General features: G+C 53.6%; 16 protein-coding genes. 5 read left to right on the top strand and 11 right to left on the bottom strand.

The window, feature by feature from the left end; genetic code table 11:
• Positions 1 to 9: 9 nt before the first annotated feature.
• Complete coding sequence (locus CHB83_RS09915; RefSeq protein ID WP_089332515.1) at positions 10 to 222, bottom strand: hypothetical protein; 213 nt, start codon at positions 220 to 222, stop codon at positions 10 to 12.
• A 373-nt stretch (positions 223 to 595) separates the two neighbouring features.
• Between CHB83_RS09915 and mfd the strand changes: the two genes are divergently transcribed.
• The gene (mfd, locus tag CHB83_RS09910; RefSeq protein WP_089332514.1) at positions 596 to 4,132 is read left to right on the top strand and encodes a transcription-repair coupling factor; all 3,537 of its coding nucleotides are present in this window, start codon (positions 596 to 598) and stop codon (positions 4,130 to 4,132) included.
• A 121-nt stretch (positions 4,133 to 4,253) separates the two neighbouring features.
• Here the strand turns inward: mfd and CHB83_RS09905 are convergent, their stop codons facing one another.
• Together CHB83_RS09905 and CHB83_RS23525 are read right to left on the bottom strand one after the other, a co-directional pair.
• Positions 4,254 to 7,379, bottom strand: a complete 3,126-nt coding sequence (locus CHB83_RS09905) for a metallophosphoesterase (RefSeq protein WP_089332513.1) — start codon at positions 7,377 to 7,379, stop codon at positions 4,254 to 4,256.
• A 189-nt stretch (positions 7,380 to 7,568) separates the two neighbouring features.
• Complete coding sequence (locus tag CHB83_RS23525) at positions 7,569 to 7,718, bottom strand: GNAT family N-acetyltransferase (protein WP_143437095.1); 150 nt, start codon at positions 7,716 to 7,718, stop codon at positions 7,569 to 7,571.
• A gap of 479 nt (positions 7,719 to 8,197) precedes the next feature.
• On the opposite strand from CHB83_RS23525, the gene CHB83_RS09900 reads away from it, so the two are divergent.
• Positions 8,198 to 8,566 (top strand): SPW repeat domain-containing protein, encoded by a 369-nt coding sequence (locus CHB83_RS09900; protein WP_143437093.1) that lies wholly within the window; start codon positions 8,198 to 8,200, stop codon positions 8,564 to 8,566.
• Here the strand turns inward: CHB83_RS09900 and CHB83_RS09895 are convergent.
• Both CHB83_RS09895 and CHB83_RS09890 read right to left on the bottom strand, forming a co-directional pair.
• A complete protein-coding gene (locus tag CHB83_RS09895) occupies positions 8,563 to 8,919 on the bottom strand; it encodes a DUF4352 domain-containing protein (RefSeq protein WP_089332511.1) in 357 nt (118 codons plus the stop codon). The genes CHB83_RS09900 and CHB83_RS09895 overlap by 4 nt on opposite strands.
• 49 nt (positions 8,920 to 8,968) lie before the next feature.
• The gene (locus tag CHB83_RS09890; protein WP_089332510.1) at positions 8,969 to 9,478 is read right to left on the bottom strand and encodes a GNAT family N-acetyltransferase; all 510 of its coding nucleotides are present in this window, start codon (positions 9,476 to 9,478) and stop codon (positions 8,969 to 8,971) included.
• Between the two features lie 191 nt (positions 9,479 to 9,669).
• Between CHB83_RS09890 and CHB83_RS09885 the strand changes: the two genes are divergently transcribed.
• Positions 9,670 to 11,214 carry a DUF4394 domain-containing protein gene (locus CHB83_RS09885; RefSeq protein WP_089332509.1) on the top strand — a complete coding sequence of 515 codons (1,545 nt, stop codon included), beginning with the start codon at positions 9,670 to 9,672 and terminating at the stop codon, positions 11,212 to 11,214.
• A gap of 200 nt (positions 11,215 to 11,414) precedes the next feature.
• Here the strand turns inward: CHB83_RS09885 and CHB83_RS09880 are convergent, their stop codons facing one another.
• Entirely contained in the window at positions 11,415 to 11,894 is a 480-nt protein-coding gene (locus CHB83_RS09880) for an META domain-containing protein (protein WP_179225504.1), read from the bottom strand.
• 266 nt (positions 11,895 to 12,160) lie between these two features.
• Complete coding sequence (locus CHB83_RS23520; RefSeq protein ID WP_143437091.1) at positions 12,161 to 12,583, bottom strand: hypothetical protein; 423 nt, start codon at positions 12,581 to 12,583, stop codon at positions 12,161 to 12,163.
• A gap of 438 nt (positions 12,584 to 13,021) precedes the next feature.
• On the opposite strand from CHB83_RS23520, the gene CHB83_RS09870 reads away from it, so the two are divergent.
• Positions 13,022 to 14,083 (top strand): serine hydrolase domain-containing protein, encoded by a 1,062-nt coding sequence (locus CHB83_RS09870; RefSeq protein WP_089332506.1) that lies wholly within the window; start codon positions 13,022 to 13,024, stop codon positions 14,081 to 14,083.
• Between the two features lie 189 nt (positions 14,084 to 14,272).
• Here the strand turns inward: CHB83_RS09870 and CHB83_RS09865 are convergent, their stop codons facing one another.
• Positions 14,273 to 15,676: a S8 family peptidase gene (locus CHB83_RS09865; RefSeq protein ID WP_089332552.1), complete on the bottom strand. Its 1,404-nt coding sequence runs from the start codon at positions 15,674 to 15,676 to the stop codon at positions 14,273 to 14,275.
• A 325-nt stretch (positions 15,677 to 16,001) separates the two neighbouring features.
• Between CHB83_RS09865 and CHB83_RS09860 the strand changes: the two genes are divergently transcribed.
• Positions 16,002 to 16,430 (top strand): hypothetical protein, encoded by a 429-nt coding sequence (locus CHB83_RS09860; RefSeq protein WP_089332505.1) that lies wholly within the window; start codon positions 16,002 to 16,004, stop codon positions 16,428 to 16,430.
• 212 nt (positions 16,431 to 16,642) lie between these two features.
• Here CHB83_RS09860 and CHB83_RS09855 read toward each other — a convergent pair whose 3' ends face one another.
• The 3 genes from CHB83_RS09855 to CHB83_RS09845 all read right to left on the bottom strand — a co-directional run bounded on the left by CHB83_RS09855 (position 16,643) and on the right by CHB83_RS09845 (position 19,410).
• Positions 16,643 to 17,020: a hypothetical protein gene (locus CHB83_RS09855; RefSeq protein ID WP_089332504.1), complete on the bottom strand. Its 378-nt coding sequence runs from the start codon at positions 17,018 to 17,020 to the stop codon at positions 16,643 to 16,645.
• Positions 17,021 to 17,063: 43 nt separating this feature from the next.
• Entirely contained in the window at positions 17,064 to 18,194 is a 1,131-nt protein-coding gene (locus CHB83_RS09850) for an SDR family NAD(P)-dependent oxidoreductase (RefSeq protein WP_089332503.1), read from the bottom strand.
• A 325-nt stretch (positions 18,195 to 18,519) separates the two neighbouring features.
• Positions 18,520 to 19,410 carry an energy transducer TonB gene (locus CHB83_RS09845; protein WP_179225503.1) on the bottom strand — a complete coding sequence of 297 codons (891 nt, stop codon included), beginning with the start codon at positions 19,408 to 19,410 and terminating at the stop codon, positions 18,520 to 18,522.
• Positions 19,411 to 19,468 lie beyond the last annotated feature (58 nt).

Genomic DNA, 19,468 nt, shown 5'->3' with positions numbered 1-19,468 from the left:
TAGCGCCAGCTACCACTGGCCGGAGCTGCCTTTTATTTCGCCTTCAATATCGCGCACCTGGTTTTCCAGCAGGGCCAGGCCGCGGCGAAATGCATCGGCTACTTCTTCTTTTTCGTGGTCGGGCAAGGGGCCCTGCTCGCGCACTTGCTCGCGAATTTGTCGCAGGTGGTGTAGGAGGTTGTCCCACTCCTCCGCACCGTTCTGCTGTTGGTTCTCCGTCATAGCCTTATACCCACCGGGGCTACTTGTACTGCGTGAATTAGGAAGATACGGGAGTGTTACCGAAAAGTGTCGGAAACTTTCGCGCGCCAGCAGCGGTATTGACTAGCGCGTATTCCTCTCGAAGAACGCCAGCTGGCTTCTCTCCTGCGTGGAGGTGAAACCAAGGTGGTTCAAACGGCCAGAACAGCGGTAGTACCTCCCCCGCGAGCAGGTACGTCCCCTCTGTTATCTGCTTTCCCACGGGGCAGTGGCCGCTATTGTACCTTTGAGAACTACGCTTGTGCGCCGGTGGCGTACGTTGCTTACTGCGTGCCCGACCGGAGTTGCCTTCGGCCGGGCTTCTACCTTTGCCTCCCCCTAGCCGATACTTGTTTTGAAGGTTTCCGATTTTCTCAAGCTCTACTCCCTGGACCCTACCGCCCTGGCTGTGGGCGCCCGCCTGAATCCGGCCACGGCAAATACCCTGCGCGGCACGGCCGACAAGGCCGATGCCAGCGCCGTACGCCTGCATCTGCGCGGGTTAGTAGGTAGCCAGGATGCGGTGCTGGCCGCGGCCCTGCACCAGGAGTTCCCGGATCAGCATCACTTGTTTATTTTGCACGACCGGGATGAGGCAGCCTACTTCCTGGCCGACCTGCAGCACTTGGTGCCCGAGGAAGAGCCGCTGCTGTTTCCTACCTCCTACAAGCGGCCCTACAGCTTCGATGAGACGGAAAATGCCAATGTGCTCATGCGGGCCGAGGTGCTGAACAAGCTCAACTCCCACCGCGGCCCCAAGACTACTGCCGAGCAGGCGGCCGACGATGCCGAAGAAGTAACGGCGCCGGAAAACCAGCCCAAGGGCAAGAAGCGTGTGAAAGCCACGGCCAAGGAAACCGCCGGGGCCCTCATCGTAACCTACCCCGAGGCCCTGTTCGAGAAGGTAATCAACAAGAAAAGTTTGGTAGCCAACACCTTCCTGGTGAAGGTAGGCGATAAGCTGGATGTGAACTTCGTGAGTGATATGCTGGCGGAGTACGACTTCGAGCGGAGCGACTTTGTGTATGAGGCGGGCCAATTTGCGGTGCGCGGGGGCATTGTAGACATTTTCAGCTACGCCAACGAGCTGCCCTACCGCATTGAATTGTTCGGGGACGAGGTAGAGACGATTCGCACGTTTGACCCCGAAAGTCAACTGTCGGTGGAGAAGCGCCAGCAGGTAAGCATCATCCCGAACGTACAAACCAAGCTGCTCCAGGAAACACGGGAAGCCTTCCTAGACTTCATCCCGAAGAATACCGTGCTCTGGGCCAAGGACGTACGCCAGACCTTGGACGTGGTAGACGAATACTTCGATAAGGCCGAGCACGGTTTTAAGGAGTTGCTGGCCGCTTCAGGTGGCACGCAGGTAGTAAGCAAGCCCGACGACCTGTTTGAGTCCGGGAAGTCGTTGAAGAAACTGCTGGATGGGTTTGCGGTGGTGGAGTTCGGCAAGCGGTTTCACTTCAAAGCCGGGGCCGAGGAGTTCCAGTTCAGCAGCAAGCCCCAGCCCAGCTTTGGCAAGGACTTCAACCGCATTGTAAAGAACCTGCACGACAACCAGAAGAAGGGCTACACCAACATCATTGCGGCCGAGCAGGTACGCCAGGCCGACCGCCTACGCACCATCTTCGACGAGCTGGACAACAACGTGCAATTTCAGCACTTGCTGCTGGGCTTGCGCGAGGGCTTCATTGATGAAACCCTCAAGCTCATCGTTTACACCGACCACCAGCTTTTTGAGCGGTATTACCGGGCTCAGGAAACCCGCAAGTTTAGCAAGAAGAAGGCGCTGACTTTGAAAGAGCTGCGCACCCTGGTACCCGGCGACTACGTGGTGCACCAGGACTACGGTATTGCGCGCTTTGCGGGCCTCACGCAGGTAGAAATTAACGACCGGGTGCAGGAGGCCATCCGGCTGGTGTACCGCGACGACGATGTGCTGACCGTGAGCATTCACGCCCTGCACAAGATTGCCAAGTACAGCGGGGCCGAGGGCACGCCGCCCACCATGAGCAAGCTGGGCTCGCCGGAGTGGGAAAACAAGAAGAAGTCCGTCAAGAAGAAGGTGAAGGACATTGCGGCTGAGCTGATTCGGCTGTACGCCAAGCGCAAAACCGCGCCCGGCCACGCCTTCGCCCACGATTCCTTTATGCAGGCCGAGCTGGAATCAAGCTTCATCTATGAGGATACCCCCGACCAGGCCAAAGCCACCGAGGACGTGAAGCGCGACATGGAGGTACCCCACCCCATGGACCGCCTGGTGTGCGGCGACGTGGGTTTCGGCAAGACGGAAGTAGCCATTCGGGCGGCGTTCAAGGCCGTGGCCGACGGGAAGCAGGTAGCCATTCTGGTGCCAACCACCATCCTGGCTATGCAGCACTACAAAACCTTCCGGGAGCGGCTCGCCGACCTGCCCGTGACGGTGGAGTACGTCAACCGCTTCAAGACGACCAAGCAGATCAAGGACACGCTGGGCCGGGTGGCAGAGGGCAAAACCGACATTCTCATTGGTACCCACCGCCTCACCAACAAGGACGTGCAGTTCAAAGACCTGGGCTTGCTGGTGATTGACGAAGAGCAGAAGTTCGGGGTGAAAACCAAGGACAAGCTAAAGGAGCTGAAGGTGAACGTGGACACGCTCACGCTCTCGGCCACGCCCATTCCGCGCACCCTGCACTTTTCCCTTATGGGCGCCCGCGACCTGAGCGTGATTGCCACGCCCCCACCCAACCGCCAGCCGGTGCAAACTGAGCTGCACGTGTTTGATGAGCTCTTGATTCGGGATGCTATTTCGCGGGAGCTGAAGCGGGGCGGGCAGGTGTTTTTCGTGCACAACCGCATTAAGGATATTGAGGAGCAGGCCAGCATGATTCTGCGCCTCGTGCCCGACGCCCGCGTAACCTACGTGCACGGGCAGATGGACGGCGACCTGCTGGAAAAGCGCATGATGAAGTTCGTGGATGGCGACTTCGATGTACTGGTGAGTACTACCCTCATCGAGTCGGGTTTGGACATTGCCAACGCCAACACCATCATCATCAACCGCGCCCACATGCACGGCCTCTCCGACCTGCACCAGATGCGCGGGCGGGTAGGCCGCTCCAACAAGAAGGCCTACTGCTATCTGCTCACGCCTCCGGTAGCCGGCCTACCTTCCGATGCCCGCAAGCGCCTGAGCACCCTGGAGGAATTCTCAGACCTGGGCGCGGGCTTCAACGTAGCCATGCGCGACCTCGACATTCGGGGGGCGGGCAACCTGCTGGGCGGCGAGCAGTCGGGCTTTATCAACGACTTGGGTTTCGAGACCTACCACCAGATTCTGGATGAGGCCGTGCAGGAGCTGAAGGAAACCGAGTTCCGCGACCTGTTCCTCGGCGACCCTACCCAGCGCCTGCAAGAAGCCGCCGGCACCGGCCGCCCCAAGGAGTGCAACATCGAAACCGACCTGCAAATCCTTATCCCCGATGCCTACGTGAGCAGCGTGTCGGAACGCTTACAGCTCTACAGCAAGCTAGACCGCGCCAAAGGCCCCGAGGAGCTGCGCAAGGTGCTCACCGGCATGGTGGACCGCTTCGGGCCGCTGCCCGCCGAGGTAGAGCAGCTAGCCGACATTGTGCGCCTGCGCTGGCAGGCCTGCCACGCCGGCTTCGAGAAGCTGACGCTGAAGAAGAACCTGCTGAAAGGCTTCATCCCGGCCACCAACAACGAGCCCTACTTCCAGGGCCCCACCTTCGGCAACATTCTCAGCTACGTGCAAACCCACCCCCGCTCGGCCTCCATGAAGGAGCGCAAGGAGCAGCTTATCATCAGCATCGAGGACGTGAAAAACGTGCAAGCCGCCCAACGAATTTTGAGTGAGTTGGGAAGTGAGGAGAAGGTGGGGGTGTAGCTGCTAATAAAACAGTTGTATTAAACAGGCAAGTAAGTATTCTTATGCTTAAAAAATTACGCCACCTCTACGAGACTTTAAGAGTCTTGTAGAGGTGGCGTAATTTTTTAAGCATATTTAACTATTTAAGAAGCTTCTGTCTCTTATCAGCCCCTATAATTGCGTTGTATCTTATACCAAGTTGTTCACATGCCTGTTGTTTTATTTTATACGGTATATTAAACAAGTAAAATTGATTTAAAGTCAAACTTTTTAGCACTTCTAGCGCCAATACATTGCCCTTTAAAATTTCACTTGACTGCACCATATTTTTTATTGGGAATGCAGCACTATGATCAAAAAGCAAAGATGTATATATAAGCCTCACTGCTGGGGATGTATCGGTTTCTATCATTTTATCATAAACTTGATTAAGTGCTGGTGAACCGATTGCATTGGAAATAGATCTTATAATAGCATAAGTATTAAAATGCAAAGTCCCAAAAATTGATTGAATGGCTCTGCTATGAGCGTCACTATCTGCAATACCCGGATTATCGTTTTTAATAATTTCAGTCATACCTTCAACAAAATCTTTTTTATTTTCCTCTAATAAAGTAAACATATACCCTAGTGTTCGCAACCCAATACCAACACATTCTTTAACTAACGTATTCTTAGATTGAGCTTCCATTGTACCTACATAATTTTTCAATAACTGCCCTAATATTTGCATTGTTTTTAACGCTGTACTCACAGTCCTTACACTCTGCTCATATTCTTCTGGTATAGCTTCTACTTCTTCTTGAATATCCAATTCTTCATTCTCTTCAACGGCCTCATATTCTTCTATTTCATCTGTTTGCCCTTTATCAGCTACCACATCATCAATCTGTTTATTACGAGCATCCCTTGATTCTTTAACGTCCTTTTCCTCAAATACAGTAATCGGATTAAAATTTACATCTGCTAATATGTTGCTATCCTTAACAATTTTAGCTGGAGCCACTTGAGGAAAAACTGTACTAGCAGCATTCACCATTTTTTCCACTATAAATCTATTCTTTGTTAAATGAGTTAAAAACAATAGTATATTTGCACTTTTTTCTTCATATAACGAAGTAGTAAGCTCTTCAATTTTATTCCTAGTTTCTAAATCAGAGACATTGTCTCTTAAGCTTGTCGCAGCAAAATAATAGAAGATATAGGGGTATTTAAATTTAAATGAGTCATCATTTATTTCCAATATATGTGTTTCTGAAAGGGACGCAACAATACCAGAATAACTAACTTTAATTCCATAAGTATCTTCATAGTATCCATGAAACTCTCTACTCATTCTATCATTTAACTCCTCAATGTCATGATCTAGCATATATTTAGCTAGAAATGTTAGATAGCCAGTTTTAATATCAGCATTTACTTGACCCCAGTTCTTTTCAACTAACGAGCGCTTTATCAATAATTCATAGAAATACCCATAAGTACTTGCACTAGTATTCACCCGCTCTGAATGGTGTTGCTCCTGCAAAATTGGAAGTAACACAACTGGATATGGCGGAATGTAATTGTTACCAATTACCGTATCCAAGAGTTTTTTAACCTGATCTACTTTTCTATAAAAGTCAGATTCGTTATCCGCCACTTTATCATCTAAAGAAAACCATCTGTTTATTAATTTCTCCCTTCTATAATGACCAAAGGGCAAAATTCTATATTCACGGAAATAATCATCACCTTCCGTAAGAAATACTAAACTATCACTAATAAGTTCTGATGCTTGAAGAGCTATATCGTTCGAAAATAGAATAACACATCCAGAAAATTCAAGCAATCTATCAACAATTTCCTTAGCAGATCTTTTGCCTTTTTTGAATTTAATCTTGTCAAAATTATCAATAATTACAAGATGTTTATCTTTACTCAACTGTTTATACTTATTTAAATCAATTCCAGTGTATAGTTTTTCACACTCAGCACCAAGTGTATCAATCAAAGATTCATCTGATGATATTGCTCTACCACTGCCACCATCTAAGTATACAGGCACAAAACCGACATCCCAAGCATCTTGAAAACACTGTTTTGCTAACGCCGTTTTACCAGAATCATCTGTTCCACTAATTATAATCCTATTAAATTCCTTTAATTTATTAATCAAATCCTCTCCTTTTACATTTTTAGAAACCCCTTTACTTCTGTTATTTATGTCTAACAAATCAGGATAAACATAAATATCATTTCTAATCAACAAACCCCTACTAGGATGATTAACTTGTAATCCTAGCTCATGGAGCCAATTACTCCCTGTTTCGCTGAGCGCGAATTCATTTTTACTCCTTAACTTATTAGGCACATATTGCTGCCAAACTGGGGATGAAGGTGTTGGAGCATAACGATCTGTAAACCACTTAAAATTATATAATTTATACTTATTTTCGGTTGAATCAATTAAAATACCATTAAACTCACTTGTGGATGAATCATAGGAATCTTGTAAAGCACCGCCTTCTATATAGGAGTTATTCTGGCCATCATTTGACTTAACTATTCTATGAGTAACATCATGCTCATGACCAGTTAATATAAAATCAGAAACCTGCTCAATACGCTTTCTAAAGGAACGTCCATTATCAGGAGTTAACCAGTTGTAGGGGTGATGAAATATAGACACCACAACATCTGAATGTTGCTCCTGTTCAGGTATATAATCAACAGGATAATACATTTGGCCTGGCTTTTCTTTTAACTCTGATAGCCATGCAGTATTGCAACATCTAAATAGAATAGTCTCTCCATCGATATTGAAAAAGTACTCCCAATATAAATTATTATGAATATTTATATTTTCCTGAAAATAACCCTTTAAAAGAACGTTGAATTTCTCCTGGACTTGCACACATGCATTGATCATAAAATCATCTAATCCAACTCCACCTCTTATTACAGGGATAATATTATCGCGCAACAAATTGACTGGACCAAAATCACAATCATGATTACCAGGAATTGCAATCATAAATACAGGAATATTATTATTAAACTCCTGTTTAAGACCTATTTTGATTGTTTCGAAAATATCTAACGAATCAGCATACTCCTCCTCCTTTCCGGCATAAGCAATGTCACCTGTTACGACAACGAAGCATGCTTGATAATCTCGTGGGATAACACGGGTTGCTTCAACTATAAGATCTTTACGAGCAAAAATTTTGTCTTTAGAACCTTTTACATGTATGTCACTGATTTGCAATAACAATGCTTTCATTTTGAAAAGTTTAGTGTTAATAAATGCTTTACAAGTTAGTGTATTAACCTACTTGAAAAGCTATTTTTTTTCATGCTACTACCCTCTTCTAACAAATACATATTAGCTTCAAAATAACTTGGCCTACTGAGTAAACCCTAGTGCAGCATGGCCCCACCTAGGCGGCGGGGGTGGCCTAGAGCCGGGCGCCTACCACTCGGCTTTCAGTACCGACATGATGAGTTTATCATGGAACTGGCCGTTGCGCAGGCAGGCCTCGCGTAGGCGGCCTTCCAGCTTGAAGCCGCCCTTGGCGTAGGCTTTTACCCCGCCTACGTTTGGCTCCGAGACGGTGAGCATAATGCAGTGCAGGAAGTGGGGAGCTGCAACAGCGCGACGATGCTTGGCTGATGGCCGTAGATGCACAGTGGTTCTGGGCGTTGCGTATCTCCTGCCGGGTTTTGGCTTTGCCGTGAATCGAGAGGTGCTTATCGGACGATGTCGAAGACTACACGGCCTTCTCGGCCATGTCTAGGGCGGAACCCTTAGAGCGTGTTTGGGAAATGAAGAGGGCGTAAAAGAAGCGAGTCAGTGAGTTGCGGCGGGAGTTGCTAGGCTTCCGTTCGCATGATGGTTGACGGCTATCAACCCCTTACTGACGCGCAGTGGCAAGTTATGGCGATAGAAGAATACACCTGACCACGTTCAACTGGGTCGCCTTGCTTCTATAGCCGCCGCCGGCAGTTGTGCTGAACGCCAAGCGCAACCATATCCTTTGGCTGACGGCTGCCGTTAATCCTGCATCCATCTTCCTCTTTATCTACTCGTTAATCGCCCTTATGAGCAAGCCCATTTCCCGCCGTATGCACGGCGCCCTCGACTATTCCGCCGCCCCCCTCGTCGCCGCCGCCCCGGCGCTCATCGGCTTTCGCGAAGACAAGACCCCCGCTACCTTAGGCTACGTGTTGGGCAGCAGCATCTTGGCCCTCACCGCCTTCACGCGCGCCGAGTGGGGCCTGGTAAAATCGGTTCCCTACAAAACCCACCTGGCCATCGATGTGGTGACGGCCCTCACCAGTTTAGGTGCGCCGTGGCTCCTAGGTTTTTCCAACAACAAAAAAGCACGCAACACCTTCTTGGCCATCGGCGCCACGCTGCTGACCACCGGCTTGCTCTCCGAGCGAGAGGAGATGCCGAAATACCGCTAATCGTCCGTTACTTGTTTTGGGAAAAGCCTTTCTGCGCAAACAGAAAGGCTTTTTTTACGCGAAGAGGCTGTTTGGTTTTGGTAAAAGGCCCCTGGCACGCTATGCTTCGATAAGTTCAGCATGACCAATTTTAATAGCCCAAACACGCTCTTACTGTTGCGGAATACCCATTTCAGGCCTTTGGCCTTGGCTGGCACTTCATAGAAGATGGGACCGGAGCCGGATTTGCCGGCGGCGCGGCTACGGTCCAGCTGCATGGTGCCTTCAGAGCTGGCAGCAGGTTTCGCTGGAGGGTTTGCGGTAGCCAGGTTCCTAGGGTACCGAGATAATGAATAGTTGACCTGCTCCAGCATTCGACTACGGGCGAGGCAATCTGATCAGCGAAACGCAAGCTACTGGCAGCTACCACTCGGCTTTCAGCACCGACATGATGAGCTTATCATGGAACTGCCCATGGCGCAGGCAGGCTTCGCGCAGGCGGCCTTCCAGTTTAAACCCGGCCTTCTGGTAGGCCCGCACCCCGCCCACATTTGGCTCCGAGACGGTGAGCATGATGCGGTTGAGGAGGAGCTCGGTAAAGCCCAGAGCCAGCACTTGCTTCGTGACTTCGGTGCCCACGCCCCGGCCCCAGTAGGCTTTCTCCCCGATGAAGATGAAATACTCGCCCGAGTGGTTGAGCCGAGAAATGCCGGAGATGCCCGCATAGCCGAGTAGCTCCTGGGTATCGGTGGTGAAGATGCCCCGGTTGAGGCTGCTGTCGTCGTGGAGGGTGCGGGCAAACCAGGCGTCAATCTGGGCCTCCGTGGTCATGGTCTGGAACGCCGACAGGGAATACTCGATGACTTCCGGGTCTCTGATCCACTTATAGAAGTGGCCTACGTGTTCGGGTTGCAGGGGAGCTAGCGTAATCATGGGGCCGTTTTGGGCGAAGGTAAGGTGATGCGCCTCTCCGCTAGTGGTCTTAGAACCTACGAGTAGTCTCGGAACTCCTTCCTCAGGATTCAACTACCTAAATTTCAGCTTTTTCTTCTACCCGCAATCCGCTCCTATATCCACTGCGTAGCTTTTCTCATCACGGATTTATCTCACCTAAACTCCTACAAATGAAAACCAAGTTCTACTTCGGCCAGCTATTGGCTACTGCTGGGCTTTTCTGCGCGTTGGTTGGTTGCGAAAAGGCCACGGATGATGCGGTGGCCCCGGCGGGCAGCACGGGCATCAGCGACGTAAAACGGGCAGATCTGCCTTTTCGCTTCTACGCTCTGGCGGGTGGCCTACAGCTGGATGCATTTGAAGGCTCAAACCCTGACCGGGTAGTTAACTCAGTTTCTATTACGGGTTTGCAGAGTGGTGAGAGAGTTCTGGCTATTGATTTCCGGCCGGCTACGGGGCAGCTCTACGGGCTGGGCAGCAGCAGCCGGCTCTACGTGATTAACCCACAAACTGGTGCCGCCCGCGCCATCGGCACCCAGGCCTTCACCCCGGCGCTTACCGGCTCAGTAGCGGGCTTCGACTTCAACCCCACTGTAGACCGTATTCGGGTAGTGACGGACGCCGGGCAGAACCTACGCCTGAACCCCGAAACCGGTACGGTAGCTGCCGTAGATGGCACTATTAACGGAGTGAGCGGAGCTATGCTGGCCGGAGCCGCGTATACCAACAACGTAGCCGGGGCCGCCTCCACTACCCTGTATGATATTGATATAGCCACCCAGAAGCTCTACAAACAAACGCCCCCCAACGATGGTACGCTGGTGGAAGTAGGCGACCTGAAGATTAAGGTCACCGGCAATGGCGGCTTCGACATTGTACCCGGCACCGATCTGGCTCTGGGCCTGTTTGAGGTTAACAAGAAACCTACGCTCTTCCAGGTAGACCTGACCACGGGGGCGGCGCGCATTTTGGCCAAGTACGACAAGGACGAGCAGTATACCGGCCTTGCCATTCCAACCCAGCCCGTGGCCTACGCCGTGAGTGCCAGTAGCCAGCTTCTTATCTTCAACCCCACCACTCCTGGCACATCCGTTGCCAAGCCCATCATTGGCCTAAGCAGCGGGGAGACGATAGTTGGACTTGATTTCCGACCCGTGAATGGGCAGTTCTATGCCGTGAGCAGTGCCAGCCGTTTGTTTACACTGAATGCTTCTTCGGGCGCGGCCACGCTGGTAGCTACGCTCAGCGTGCCCCTTCAGGGCACTTCTTTCGGGGTTGACTTTAACCCCGTGGTAGACCGCATTCGGGTGGTGAGCAACACGGGCCAGAATCTACGCATTAACCCCGCCGATGGGGCGACTATTAAGGATGGCAACCTGAATCCCGGTACGCCCGTCGTTACGGGTGCCGCCTATGCCAACAACGTAGCAGGTACCACTACTACTACCCTCTTCGATATAGATGTAGCCAGCGACAAGCTGTTCCGGCAGATGCCGCCCAACGATGGTACCCTGGTAGAAGTAGGCGCACTCGGCGTGAATGCTGAAGCCTCTACCGGCTTTGACATTGGGGGCACCAGCAACGTGGCGTATGCTCTGCTGGAAGTATCGGGCCGCACGGGTCTCTACCGCCTCAGTACCACTACGGGTAGCGCCCAACGCCTCGGCGACTTCTCCGACCGCGTTTCCGGGTTCACTATTGGCCTGGGCTTTTAGCGGTTAGCTTACCACATTTTCAACCGCTCCTGGTGCCAGCCTGTGCGCCAGGAGCGGTTCTGTTTTAGTAGCAACGATAAGCGAAGCAACATACCGGATTCCGCAGCAGGGTACGAGCACGGCCTAGGGGTTAGGCAATGAGCACGCCGTAGGCTGCCTGTACCCAGAAGAACGTCATTCCGCGCGTAAGAGTGATTGAGTTACTGCGCGGCGCGCGTGAGTACGGCTACCGGCGTAGCACCAGAAAGCAGGGTCAACTGGTTATCGGCACTGATTTGATAGGTAAGGCTTGGGGTATTGAGCACGGCTAGCAGTTGCTGCTCCACGTTCGGGCCCAGGCAAGCCATGCGGGTAGAACCTACTTGCCCAAAGCTGAGCGTATTGCTGGTGGCGGTATAGCTTCCCATGAGGCGGTTGCAGCTAGTAAAGCCCGAGAGGCGGCCCGTGGCCGAATCGAAAATCAGGTGGGCCGCCCGCGTAGAGTCGGTGGCGGGCACGGGGGTACCGTTGAGGGTGCTTACCTGCCAGCGGCCGTTGAGGAGAGCGGGGTTTGGGGCTACGGCAGACATAGCAACGCTGGAGGGAATGGTGCCGGTAGCTTCGGTGGCTTTCTGGCTACAGCTACTCAGGGCCAGGCCAAGGAAGAGCAGGCAAGATGGTAGACTAGGCAAATGGTTCATAGGACTGGCGGCGGACAGAGCGTGGTGGAGTGTACGGCCCTCACAAGGAGACGCAAGCATAAGAAGTCAAGTTTCGGGCCATTGTAGCAGCCAGGATATTCCTCAGCCCACCTTCAACGGCTGCTAGCTCGACGCTACACCTAGTATAATCATTCATGGTCTGCGGGTTCCGGGGCCGTCCCTTGGCTCTACTACCCAGCCTCTTGATGAAACAACAACGGGTCAGGATTTCAGGGAGTAACTGAGGAACTCAGCGGCTACTCAACTCAGTACTTAGAAAAGGTGATGAGGGCGGCCAACCCCAGGCCGAAAAGAATAACTCCGCCAATGATGGCTCCTACCCCCACGCTACTAGCCGTGGCTCCGGCCACGAGCAAGCCCAGACCCAGCAACAGCACCACCACCGACAGAAAACAAGCTATTGCCGCAAATGCCTTGGCACCTCCTTCCCTGGGTGCGCGGTGCTGCTGGGCTACGTGCTGCGTCGTATGTGGGCGGGGCACTAGCTGCCGAGCGGCCACCACAGGCATCTTGCTTAGCTGAACGGGTAGAGCGTGCCTGGCAAATACAGCCGCTTTGTGCTCCTGCGGGCCAGCAGTATGGTCGGCTGCTGGCGTATCCCTACTGGGTAGCGCTGCCCCTACCTGCCCCGCCGTCGGGGAGCCGGGTGCAGTTGGGGCCGCAGCCACCGGCGGCCGGGAAGAGAAGGAAAACACCGCCTTTTCACTTTGGCAACTCCCGAGCAATACCGCACTTGTCAACCACCAACACGCACGAGCATACTTCATTAGAAATTTATAGGAATAAGGAAAAGATAGAAAGCAGCAAAGATAAAGGAAGGTGTAGCGGGCTGGTACTACCCGTGCGGGGCGCTTTATGTACCAGTAATTGCCAACCTAGCAACCGGCCGTAGGTAGGGTTATAAAGTCCGCTTATCTTGGGCGTCTGCCTTGCCGCATCCTTGAGGAAGTAGGCAGAAGAAATGCACGTTCTGCGAGCTGCCACCCACACCTATTCTCTTTCGGCCAGCCCTCTGGGGCGTATAAGCCCCGCACAGCGCAGGTTACGTGAGTTGATACAAGCCGATTTTATCTACTGTTCCTACCTCTTACTTAGTACTATATTCCATGAGCCGATTACTGCTGATTTTCTTACTGTGCGCGTTGGCTGGCGGGGCACTTGCCCAAAGCACGGTTGAGGGGGTGCTGGAGGCTGCCTACCAAGCAGGACACTTCAACGGGTCGGCGCTGGTAGTGCAGGAGGGCAAGGTAGTAGGCCGCGTCAGCAAGGGCTATGCAAATCTGCAGTTCGCGGTGCCCATTACGGCCAGCACGCGCTTCCCTATTGCCTCCATGACCAAAACCTTCACAACCATTCTGGTTTTACAGCTCATGGAGAAGTCCTTGCTCCAACTCGATGACAAAGCCGCGCAGTACGTCCCCGACCTGCCGGCCAGTTGCCAGAACATTACCATTCGGGAGCTGCTGACCCACCACTCCGGCCTACAAAACGAGCCTCTGCTGGCGTACAAGGCCCGCTACTCCACTGCGGAGTACGTCAAGAAGTTTGTGAACAGGCCCGAGCAGACGAAGGCGCCGGGCTTCAACTACAATAATGTAGACTACGTGCTGCTTACCCGCGTTCTGGAGGTAATCACGCACAAGTCGTACGCCGCGCTGCTGCAGGAGCGCATTTTCACACCCCTCGAGTTGCACGATTCGGGCGTTGTTCGGGAGGCTACCATCACGCCTAACTTGGCTTATGGCTACCACAACTATACGTTTGGGGCGGGCCACAAGACCGACACGCTTTTCAACGATTCGCCCGTCTACCTCTCCAATTACGCGGGAGCCGGCGCCATGTACTCTACCCCAGAGGATGTGTACAAGCTGGTGCAGGGGCTGAAATCACATCGACTGCTCTCCCGCAAAACTACCGCAGCCTACCTGGTCAAGCCGCAGGACCCTACTTACATAGACGGCATCCGGGGCTACCCTACCCTGGGGTTTTACTTCAACGACCGGACCTTTCCCAATACGCCCCTCTTGGAGCGTCGAGGTAGCATTAACGGGTTCAACTCCGCCCTGCTGATGGACTCCAGCTTCCGCAAAGTCGTGATCCTACTGACCAACACCGACACGGGCGACATGGAAGTGCTCGGCGACCAGCTCTACCGGCAGCTACAATAAACAGGCCGCCTCGCTGAATCAAGGAGAGTTCTCCTCTCTGGATTGGAGTAAGCTAGCCAGATGGCTGGGCAAGTCCGCCAGCTAGCGCTGCACCTGCCCCAATGTGGGGCTTCCTAGCTACCAACAAAAAGCCCTGCCAGCATGGCAGGGCTTTTATGTTGGTAGAAGGGCCTGGGCCGCTAGCGCTAGTTAGAAGGTGCTCACGTTCAGGCGGCCACCCGTTACGCACTTACCCGACAACGAGGCGGTAGGCGTGGCGCTGCTCAGGATGGCTTGCTTGATGGCAGCAGCCGTGGAGCCGGGGTGCAAAGAAGCGTACAGAGCCACCGCGCCCGTTACGTGTGGCGTAGCCATGGATGTACCGTTGTACGACTCGTAGATGTTGTAGGCTGTGCTCGACCAGATGCCCGAGCCTGGGGCGCCAATGTCAACGGTGGTAGCGCCATAATTAGAGAAGCTAGACTTGGCCCCGGCCGAGGTAATGGCAGCTACGGCAATTACGTTGGGCAAATCCATGTTGGAAGGGTAGCTGGCTACGGCATCGTTGTTGTCGCCTACGCCGTCGCTGCCGCCATTGCCGGCTGCGGCCACAAACAGAATGTTTTGGGTGTTGGCCCGGTTTACGGCATCGTAGAGCGCCTGCGAGAAGCCGCCACCTCCCCAGGAGTTGTTGCTAGCCACGATGTTCATGCCGTGTCGGGTTTTCAGGTCGTTGAGGTAGTCTACGGCTTTCACGGCGTTGGCCGTGGTGCCGCCCCGGCGCCCCAGAAACTTCGTGGAGATGATGGTAATATTCCAGTTCATGCCGGCCACGCCCTGGCCGTTGTTGGCCTTAGCCCCAATGGTGCCCGCTACGTGAGTGCCGTGGTCGTCGGAGCTACCGCGGGTAGTACCGTCGTATACGCTGTTGTTGTTGCCGTCGAAGTCCCAACCGTGAATGTCATCAATGTAGCCGTTACCGTCATTGTCCACGCCATCGGCGGGGTCGTAGGGGTTCGTCCAGATCTGGCCGGCCAAGTCGGGGTGGTCAAATTGTAATCCTTCATCAATAATGCCTACTACTACGCTGGAAGAACCGGTTTTGCCCGCCGCCCAAGCTGTGGAAGCCTGGCTGCCGTACTGGTTGGCGGCGTCCATGCCCCAGAGTGAGCCATTGGCCACGTACGTATCGTTGGTGGCGGCGCTGTGGGTATAGATGTAGTTGGGCTCGGCAAATTCTACCTCTAGGCCACCCTTCATCTTGGTAATGGCCTCAATGGCTGCTAGCGGCGTGTGCACTACTAGCAGGCCCTCCTTGTCGCCTTTGCGCTCCATGGCTTTGGTGAGAATTTTCTCCGACACCTTGCCGCCGATGCGGGCCAGCGCCGTAGTCTTGGCCGTTTCCGACAAGCCAGCCTTGAACTTGACCAGCAGTTCGTTGGCAACGTAGTCTTTCCCCGATTCGCCATAGGCGTTGGCCGTCTGGCTTTGCGATAAGCTACCGGCTGTATCAGGGGCGTCGAAGTTCTTTTCGCAGCTACCGAGACTTAGGGCCGATACTAGGCCAACGGCCAACCAGGACTTGCGCGAAAAGGAGGAGGGATTGGACTTCATGAGCGTGTGTAGAATGTGGTTGTGGGGAAAGGAGGCGTATTGCAGCAAGACCCGAGTAGCATGCTTTTGTGACGTTTATACCAAGCACAGCAGCCCGTTTCTATACTAGCAGGAAGTGTAAGTTTAGCGGGTTATCGGCGGGAAGTACAGGAAACAATCTTACTATTTGTGACATATACCTTTGCTTATAATTGCACGGCTCCCGGCCGCTATATTACCTCGGCACCATCCTCTACTACCAGGCCTCTAGTAAGCCCCTCGCGCCAATTGTAGGGGGTAGCAGATTCCTCAAAAAGCCTATCTTACTCCCATAACGCGTGCTACTATGAACTTCCTGACGGTAAAAGCGCTAATTGCCTTTGCGGGTGTTGCCCTCACCCTGGGCGGCTGGTATTTCGATGCCATTAAAAAGCCCTATACCCACCTGTTCAGCCCCGATTGGCTGCCTCACGCCCGCTACCACAGCGCCCTCTGGCTATTTGCCATCACCGTTGCCTGCCTAGGCTCGTTGGGCTTATTGTGGGGCCACTACCCGGGGCAAGACAGCCAACTGGCAATTTGGGTTGCAGCTTTCCTGCCTGGCTTGTTCTACCTGTCCTTTTTCCCGTCCCTGCTGTTCCGCCACGCCTCCTCCTGGGACGACGGAGAAGCTCCTTTTATGCCCATAGCCCCTCAGGTGCTGGTAGCTACCGTGATGCTGCTGGTGCTAGTAGGCGCCCTCTGGCTCGATACCCAACTGCGTCTGCCGGCCTAGAGCACGCACATGCCCTGCCCACCACCTCGGTTGCAGGGCATTTTAGAGGTTACATTGTGACTTTTACACCAGGTGAACGTGGCAACCGAGGAAAAGTAAAACACCTGCCAGCAACGGTAGAAGCAAGCTGCCCGGTGCCGAAGCGTATCCATACGCTTCGGCACCGGGCATTCACTATATATAAAAGCAGGCTGGGACAGTTGTGCTGCTTGCTACTTTTTCTGGCCGTTTGGTCTTTCGTTGGCCTTGTAGTCGGTGAGCAGGTAGTTGGCCAGCGCTACGACAAAGAAGGACACAAAGTAGCGGCGGGCCTTGCGCTGGCGCAGAGCGCCCGTAGCCCAGGGCAGCAGCAGCAGGCTAGGCACAAAGGGCGTTTCTAGCTGTCCGTGCACTCGAAACGACACCAAACGTTTCAGGGCGAAAGGCTGGTCGGTGAAGGCGTTGAGAAGACCTTGCGCGCCAGCGAAGGCATAGCATAGGGTTTTGGCGCTGCCTTTCAGGCCAAACAAGTGCGGCGCTAGCGCCTGCAGCGTTACAAAGCCGTAGTCGATGGCACCGTGAGCTTTTGGCCCGATGGGTTGCGTGTCCATAGTAGGTAGCTAGTACTATTGAATAGGATGACAAGCCAGGGCGCTACTGAGCCAACCCAGTGGTAGCAGCTTTCTTTTGCTTGCGCTGCCGCTTTTCCTCTTTCATGCGCTGGCGCACGCCATCGTCCACGCCGCGGCCGGTGGGCATAGCTTGGTGCACGGAGCCCGGAGTAGCCGGGGCCGGCGGGGCCGTCTTGATTTGGTACCGGTGAGCAATATTGGCCGACACCCGCTCGGTGAAGTGGGGCATGAGGCCATGTGAGAAGAAGGCGCCGCGGGCTTTCCAACCTACGGGCAGCTCCTGCCGGGGCCGCACCGAAGAGCGCACCATGGCATTTACTACTTTGGAAGGGGGGGCCATGGCGGCCATGCGCGGCGTGCCCCCGCTGTAGTTGGCGGCGTGGCCCCAGAAGGGGGTATCCACGGCCCAGGGCTCAATGGTCACCACTTTGATAGCAGAGTAGCCGTTTAGGCGAAGCTCGTTGTTGAGGGCTTGATCGAGGTTGCGGATAGCGCCCTTCGTGGAGGCGTACACGGCATGGTAGGCCAAGGGCACCTCGCTTTCTACCGAGCCCAGGTTCATGAGCACGCCCTTGCCTTGTTTCTGAAATAGCTTAATGGCCACCTGGCTCCCGTAGACGATGCCTTTCAGGTTTACATCTATCAGGCGGGAGTAGTCAGTGAGCGGAATTTCCCAAAATCGACCAATGCCGCCCACTCCCACGTCATTTACCCACACGTCTACCCGGCCGTATTGCTGCACGGCGGCATCGGCCAGGCGCTGCACTTGGTCGGGTTGACTGATGTCGGTAGGTACTACCAAGGCCGTACCGCCCGCCGCCCTGATTTTGGTAGCTACTTCTTCCAGCAACTCAGTACGGCGGGCTGCTAGCACCACGTTGGCCTTAAACGAGCCCAGCTGTTCGGCCATGCCCCGCCCAAAGCCGCTAGAGGCCCCAATGATGACGTACGTTTTGCCTTGTACTTTCTGCTGACCACTAGCGCCCAGCTTGGTAGTGGTGCAGCTGCTAGTCCCCAGCAGTAGTACACCGAGTAGGAGCAAAAGCCAGGTAGCGCCGGCTCTTCTTTTGTGGCTACTAGTTGGTGCCGGCGGGTGGCTCAGGCCGGCTTTAAATAAGGATTGAAGGAACGATTGAGGTAGCGCAGGTTTCATAGACTGAAAGCAGGTTAGAAGCAGATTACTTCTTGACCTACGGCAAGCCCCGCAGCCTGGATATAGCCCAGCTTACTCAAAAACAAGCTTTTAGCCACCGCCTATACCCTCTTCCCTTGCTCCTGCTACCTGGCTTATCATCTGGTCAATAAGCTAGTGCTGCCGATGAATTCAACTTAGCAGACTATTGTTCCTATGCCCCCACAACGCAAATCCGCGTCAGGAAAGGTGGCCGGCGGCTCCTGCTTTCCTGGCGCGGATAAGGCTTGCTAGCTGCCTGGGCCACCGGCACCAGGCCGGTGGCCGGTGGGCAAACCGCCCTTCTCTACCGTTTGCGAGTGTTACTCCCGTACTTCCGGCGAGTAGCCTTTTGGGGGGCCTTCTTAGGTGCAGCTGGCGCGGGAGGCAGGGTAAACGTGATGGGGATTTCGCACACCACTGCCACGGGAAGGCCATCTAAGCGGCCGGGTGTCCAGGTAGCAGGAATCAGCTTTACGGCTCGTAGTGCTTCGGCATCGAGGCCGCCGCCCAACTTGCGCAAGATCTTGTAATCCGCCGTCTTACCTTCTGGGTCGATGGTAAACCCTACCCAGGTAGTGCCGCTAATACGGCTTTTCAGGGCCTGCGGCGGGAAGCGCAGGTTTTGTTGTAAGCTCCTGTTCATGGCCTCTGCTCCCCCAATGTAGGCGGGCTTTTTTTCCAGTTGCAGCGTGTCGCGGCAGCTCTCCGGGTCATCGTTCCAGAGCTTGAATATGCGCTTATCGTTGGGCGCGGGCTTGCTGAACAGCACTTGCTGGTACGTGTGGTCGTAGTTTTGCTCTAGGGTGCCTTGGGCAGTGTAGTACTCCCACATTCCCACCTTTTGGCCCTGGTAGTAAGTACCTCGCTCCCGCATGGTTTCGCCGTCGTCGTAGTACTCAATCCAAGTGCTATCCTTCTGGCCGCGTGTGTAGTAGCCCGTAGTTTGCAGCAGGTTGTTTTTACCCACGTACTTCTGGTAGGCACCCTGCTTCATTTGCCTGTCGGCGGCCAGAGCAAAATACTCTTCCTTATACCACGGGTTCTGGTGCGTTATCACCACTTTCTTCACTTCCTGCCCCAGCCCATCGAAGGACGAGACGAGTAGTAGAAAACCTAGAAATCCTCGAAAAGTACTCCAAAACATATCCCGCATACCAAATTGCGCCAACTGCTTTTCATAACTCATAATCAACATGTCGGCAGTGTCAGAAACACGTAGTGAGCGTATGAACAAATTTTTATAAATATAAAAT

Origin of the sequence: Hymenobacter mucosus (assembly GCF_900188255.1) — a bacterium.
GTDB lineage: Bacteria > Bacteroidota > Bacteroidia > Cytophagales > Hymenobacteraceae > Hymenobacter > Hymenobacter mucosus.
Note: the sequence above shows the minus strand (reverse complement) of the source record. Positions and strands in the feature narration are given on the sequence as shown.

Coding starts and splice junctions, on each gene's coding strand:
- CHB83_RS09915 (WP_089332515.1), bottom strand. CDS start 222: ATGACGGAGAACCAACAGCAGAACGGTGCGGAGGAGTGGGACAACCTC.
- CHB83_RS09905 (WP_089332513.1), bottom strand. CDS start 7,379: ATGAAAGCATTGTTATTGCAAATCAGTGACATACATGTAAAAGGTTCT.
- CHB83_RS23525 (WP_143437095.1), bottom strand. CDS start 7,718: ATGCTCACCGTCTCGGAGCCAAACGTAGGCGGGGTAAAAGCCTACGCC.
- CHB83_RS09900 (WP_143437093.1), top strand. CDS start 8,198: ATGAGCAAGCCCATTTCCCGCCGTATGCACGGCGCCCTCGACTATTCC.
- CHB83_RS09895 (WP_089332511.1), bottom strand. CDS start 8,919: ATGCTGGAGCAGGTCAACTATTCATTATCTCGGTACCCTAGGAACCTG.
- CHB83_RS09890 (WP_089332510.1), bottom strand. CDS start 9,478: ATGATTACGCTAGCTCCCCTGCAACCCGAACACGTAGGCCACTTCTAT.
- CHB83_RS09885 (WP_089332509.1), top strand. CDS start 9,670: ATGAAAACCAAGTTCTACTTCGGCCAGCTATTGGCTACTGCTGGGCTT.
- CHB83_RS09880 (WP_179225504.1), bottom strand. CDS start 11,894: ATGAACCATTTGCCTAGTCTACCATCTTGCCTGCTCTTCCTTGGCCTG.
- CHB83_RS09870 (WP_089332506.1), top strand. CDS start 13,022: ATGAGCCGATTACTGCTGATTTTCTTACTGTGCGCGTTGGCTGGCGGG.
- CHB83_RS09865 (WP_089332552.1), bottom strand. CDS start 15,676: ATGAAGTCCAATCCCTCCTCCTTTTCGCGCAAGTCCTGGTTGGCCGTT.
- CHB83_RS09860 (WP_089332505.1), top strand. CDS start 16,002: ATGAACTTCCTGACGGTAAAAGCGCTAATTGCCTTTGCGGGTGTTGCC.
- CHB83_RS09855 (WP_089332504.1), bottom strand. CDS start 17,020: ATGGACACGCAACCCATCGGGCCAAAAGCTCACGGTGCCATCGACTAC.
- CHB83_RS09850 (WP_089332503.1), bottom strand. CDS start 18,194: ATGAAACCTGCGCTACCTCAATCGTTCCTTCAATCCTTATTTAAAGCC.
- CHB83_RS09845 (WP_179225503.1), bottom strand. CDS start 19,410: ATGTTGATTATGAGTTATGAAAAGCAGTTGGCGCAATTTGGTATGCGG.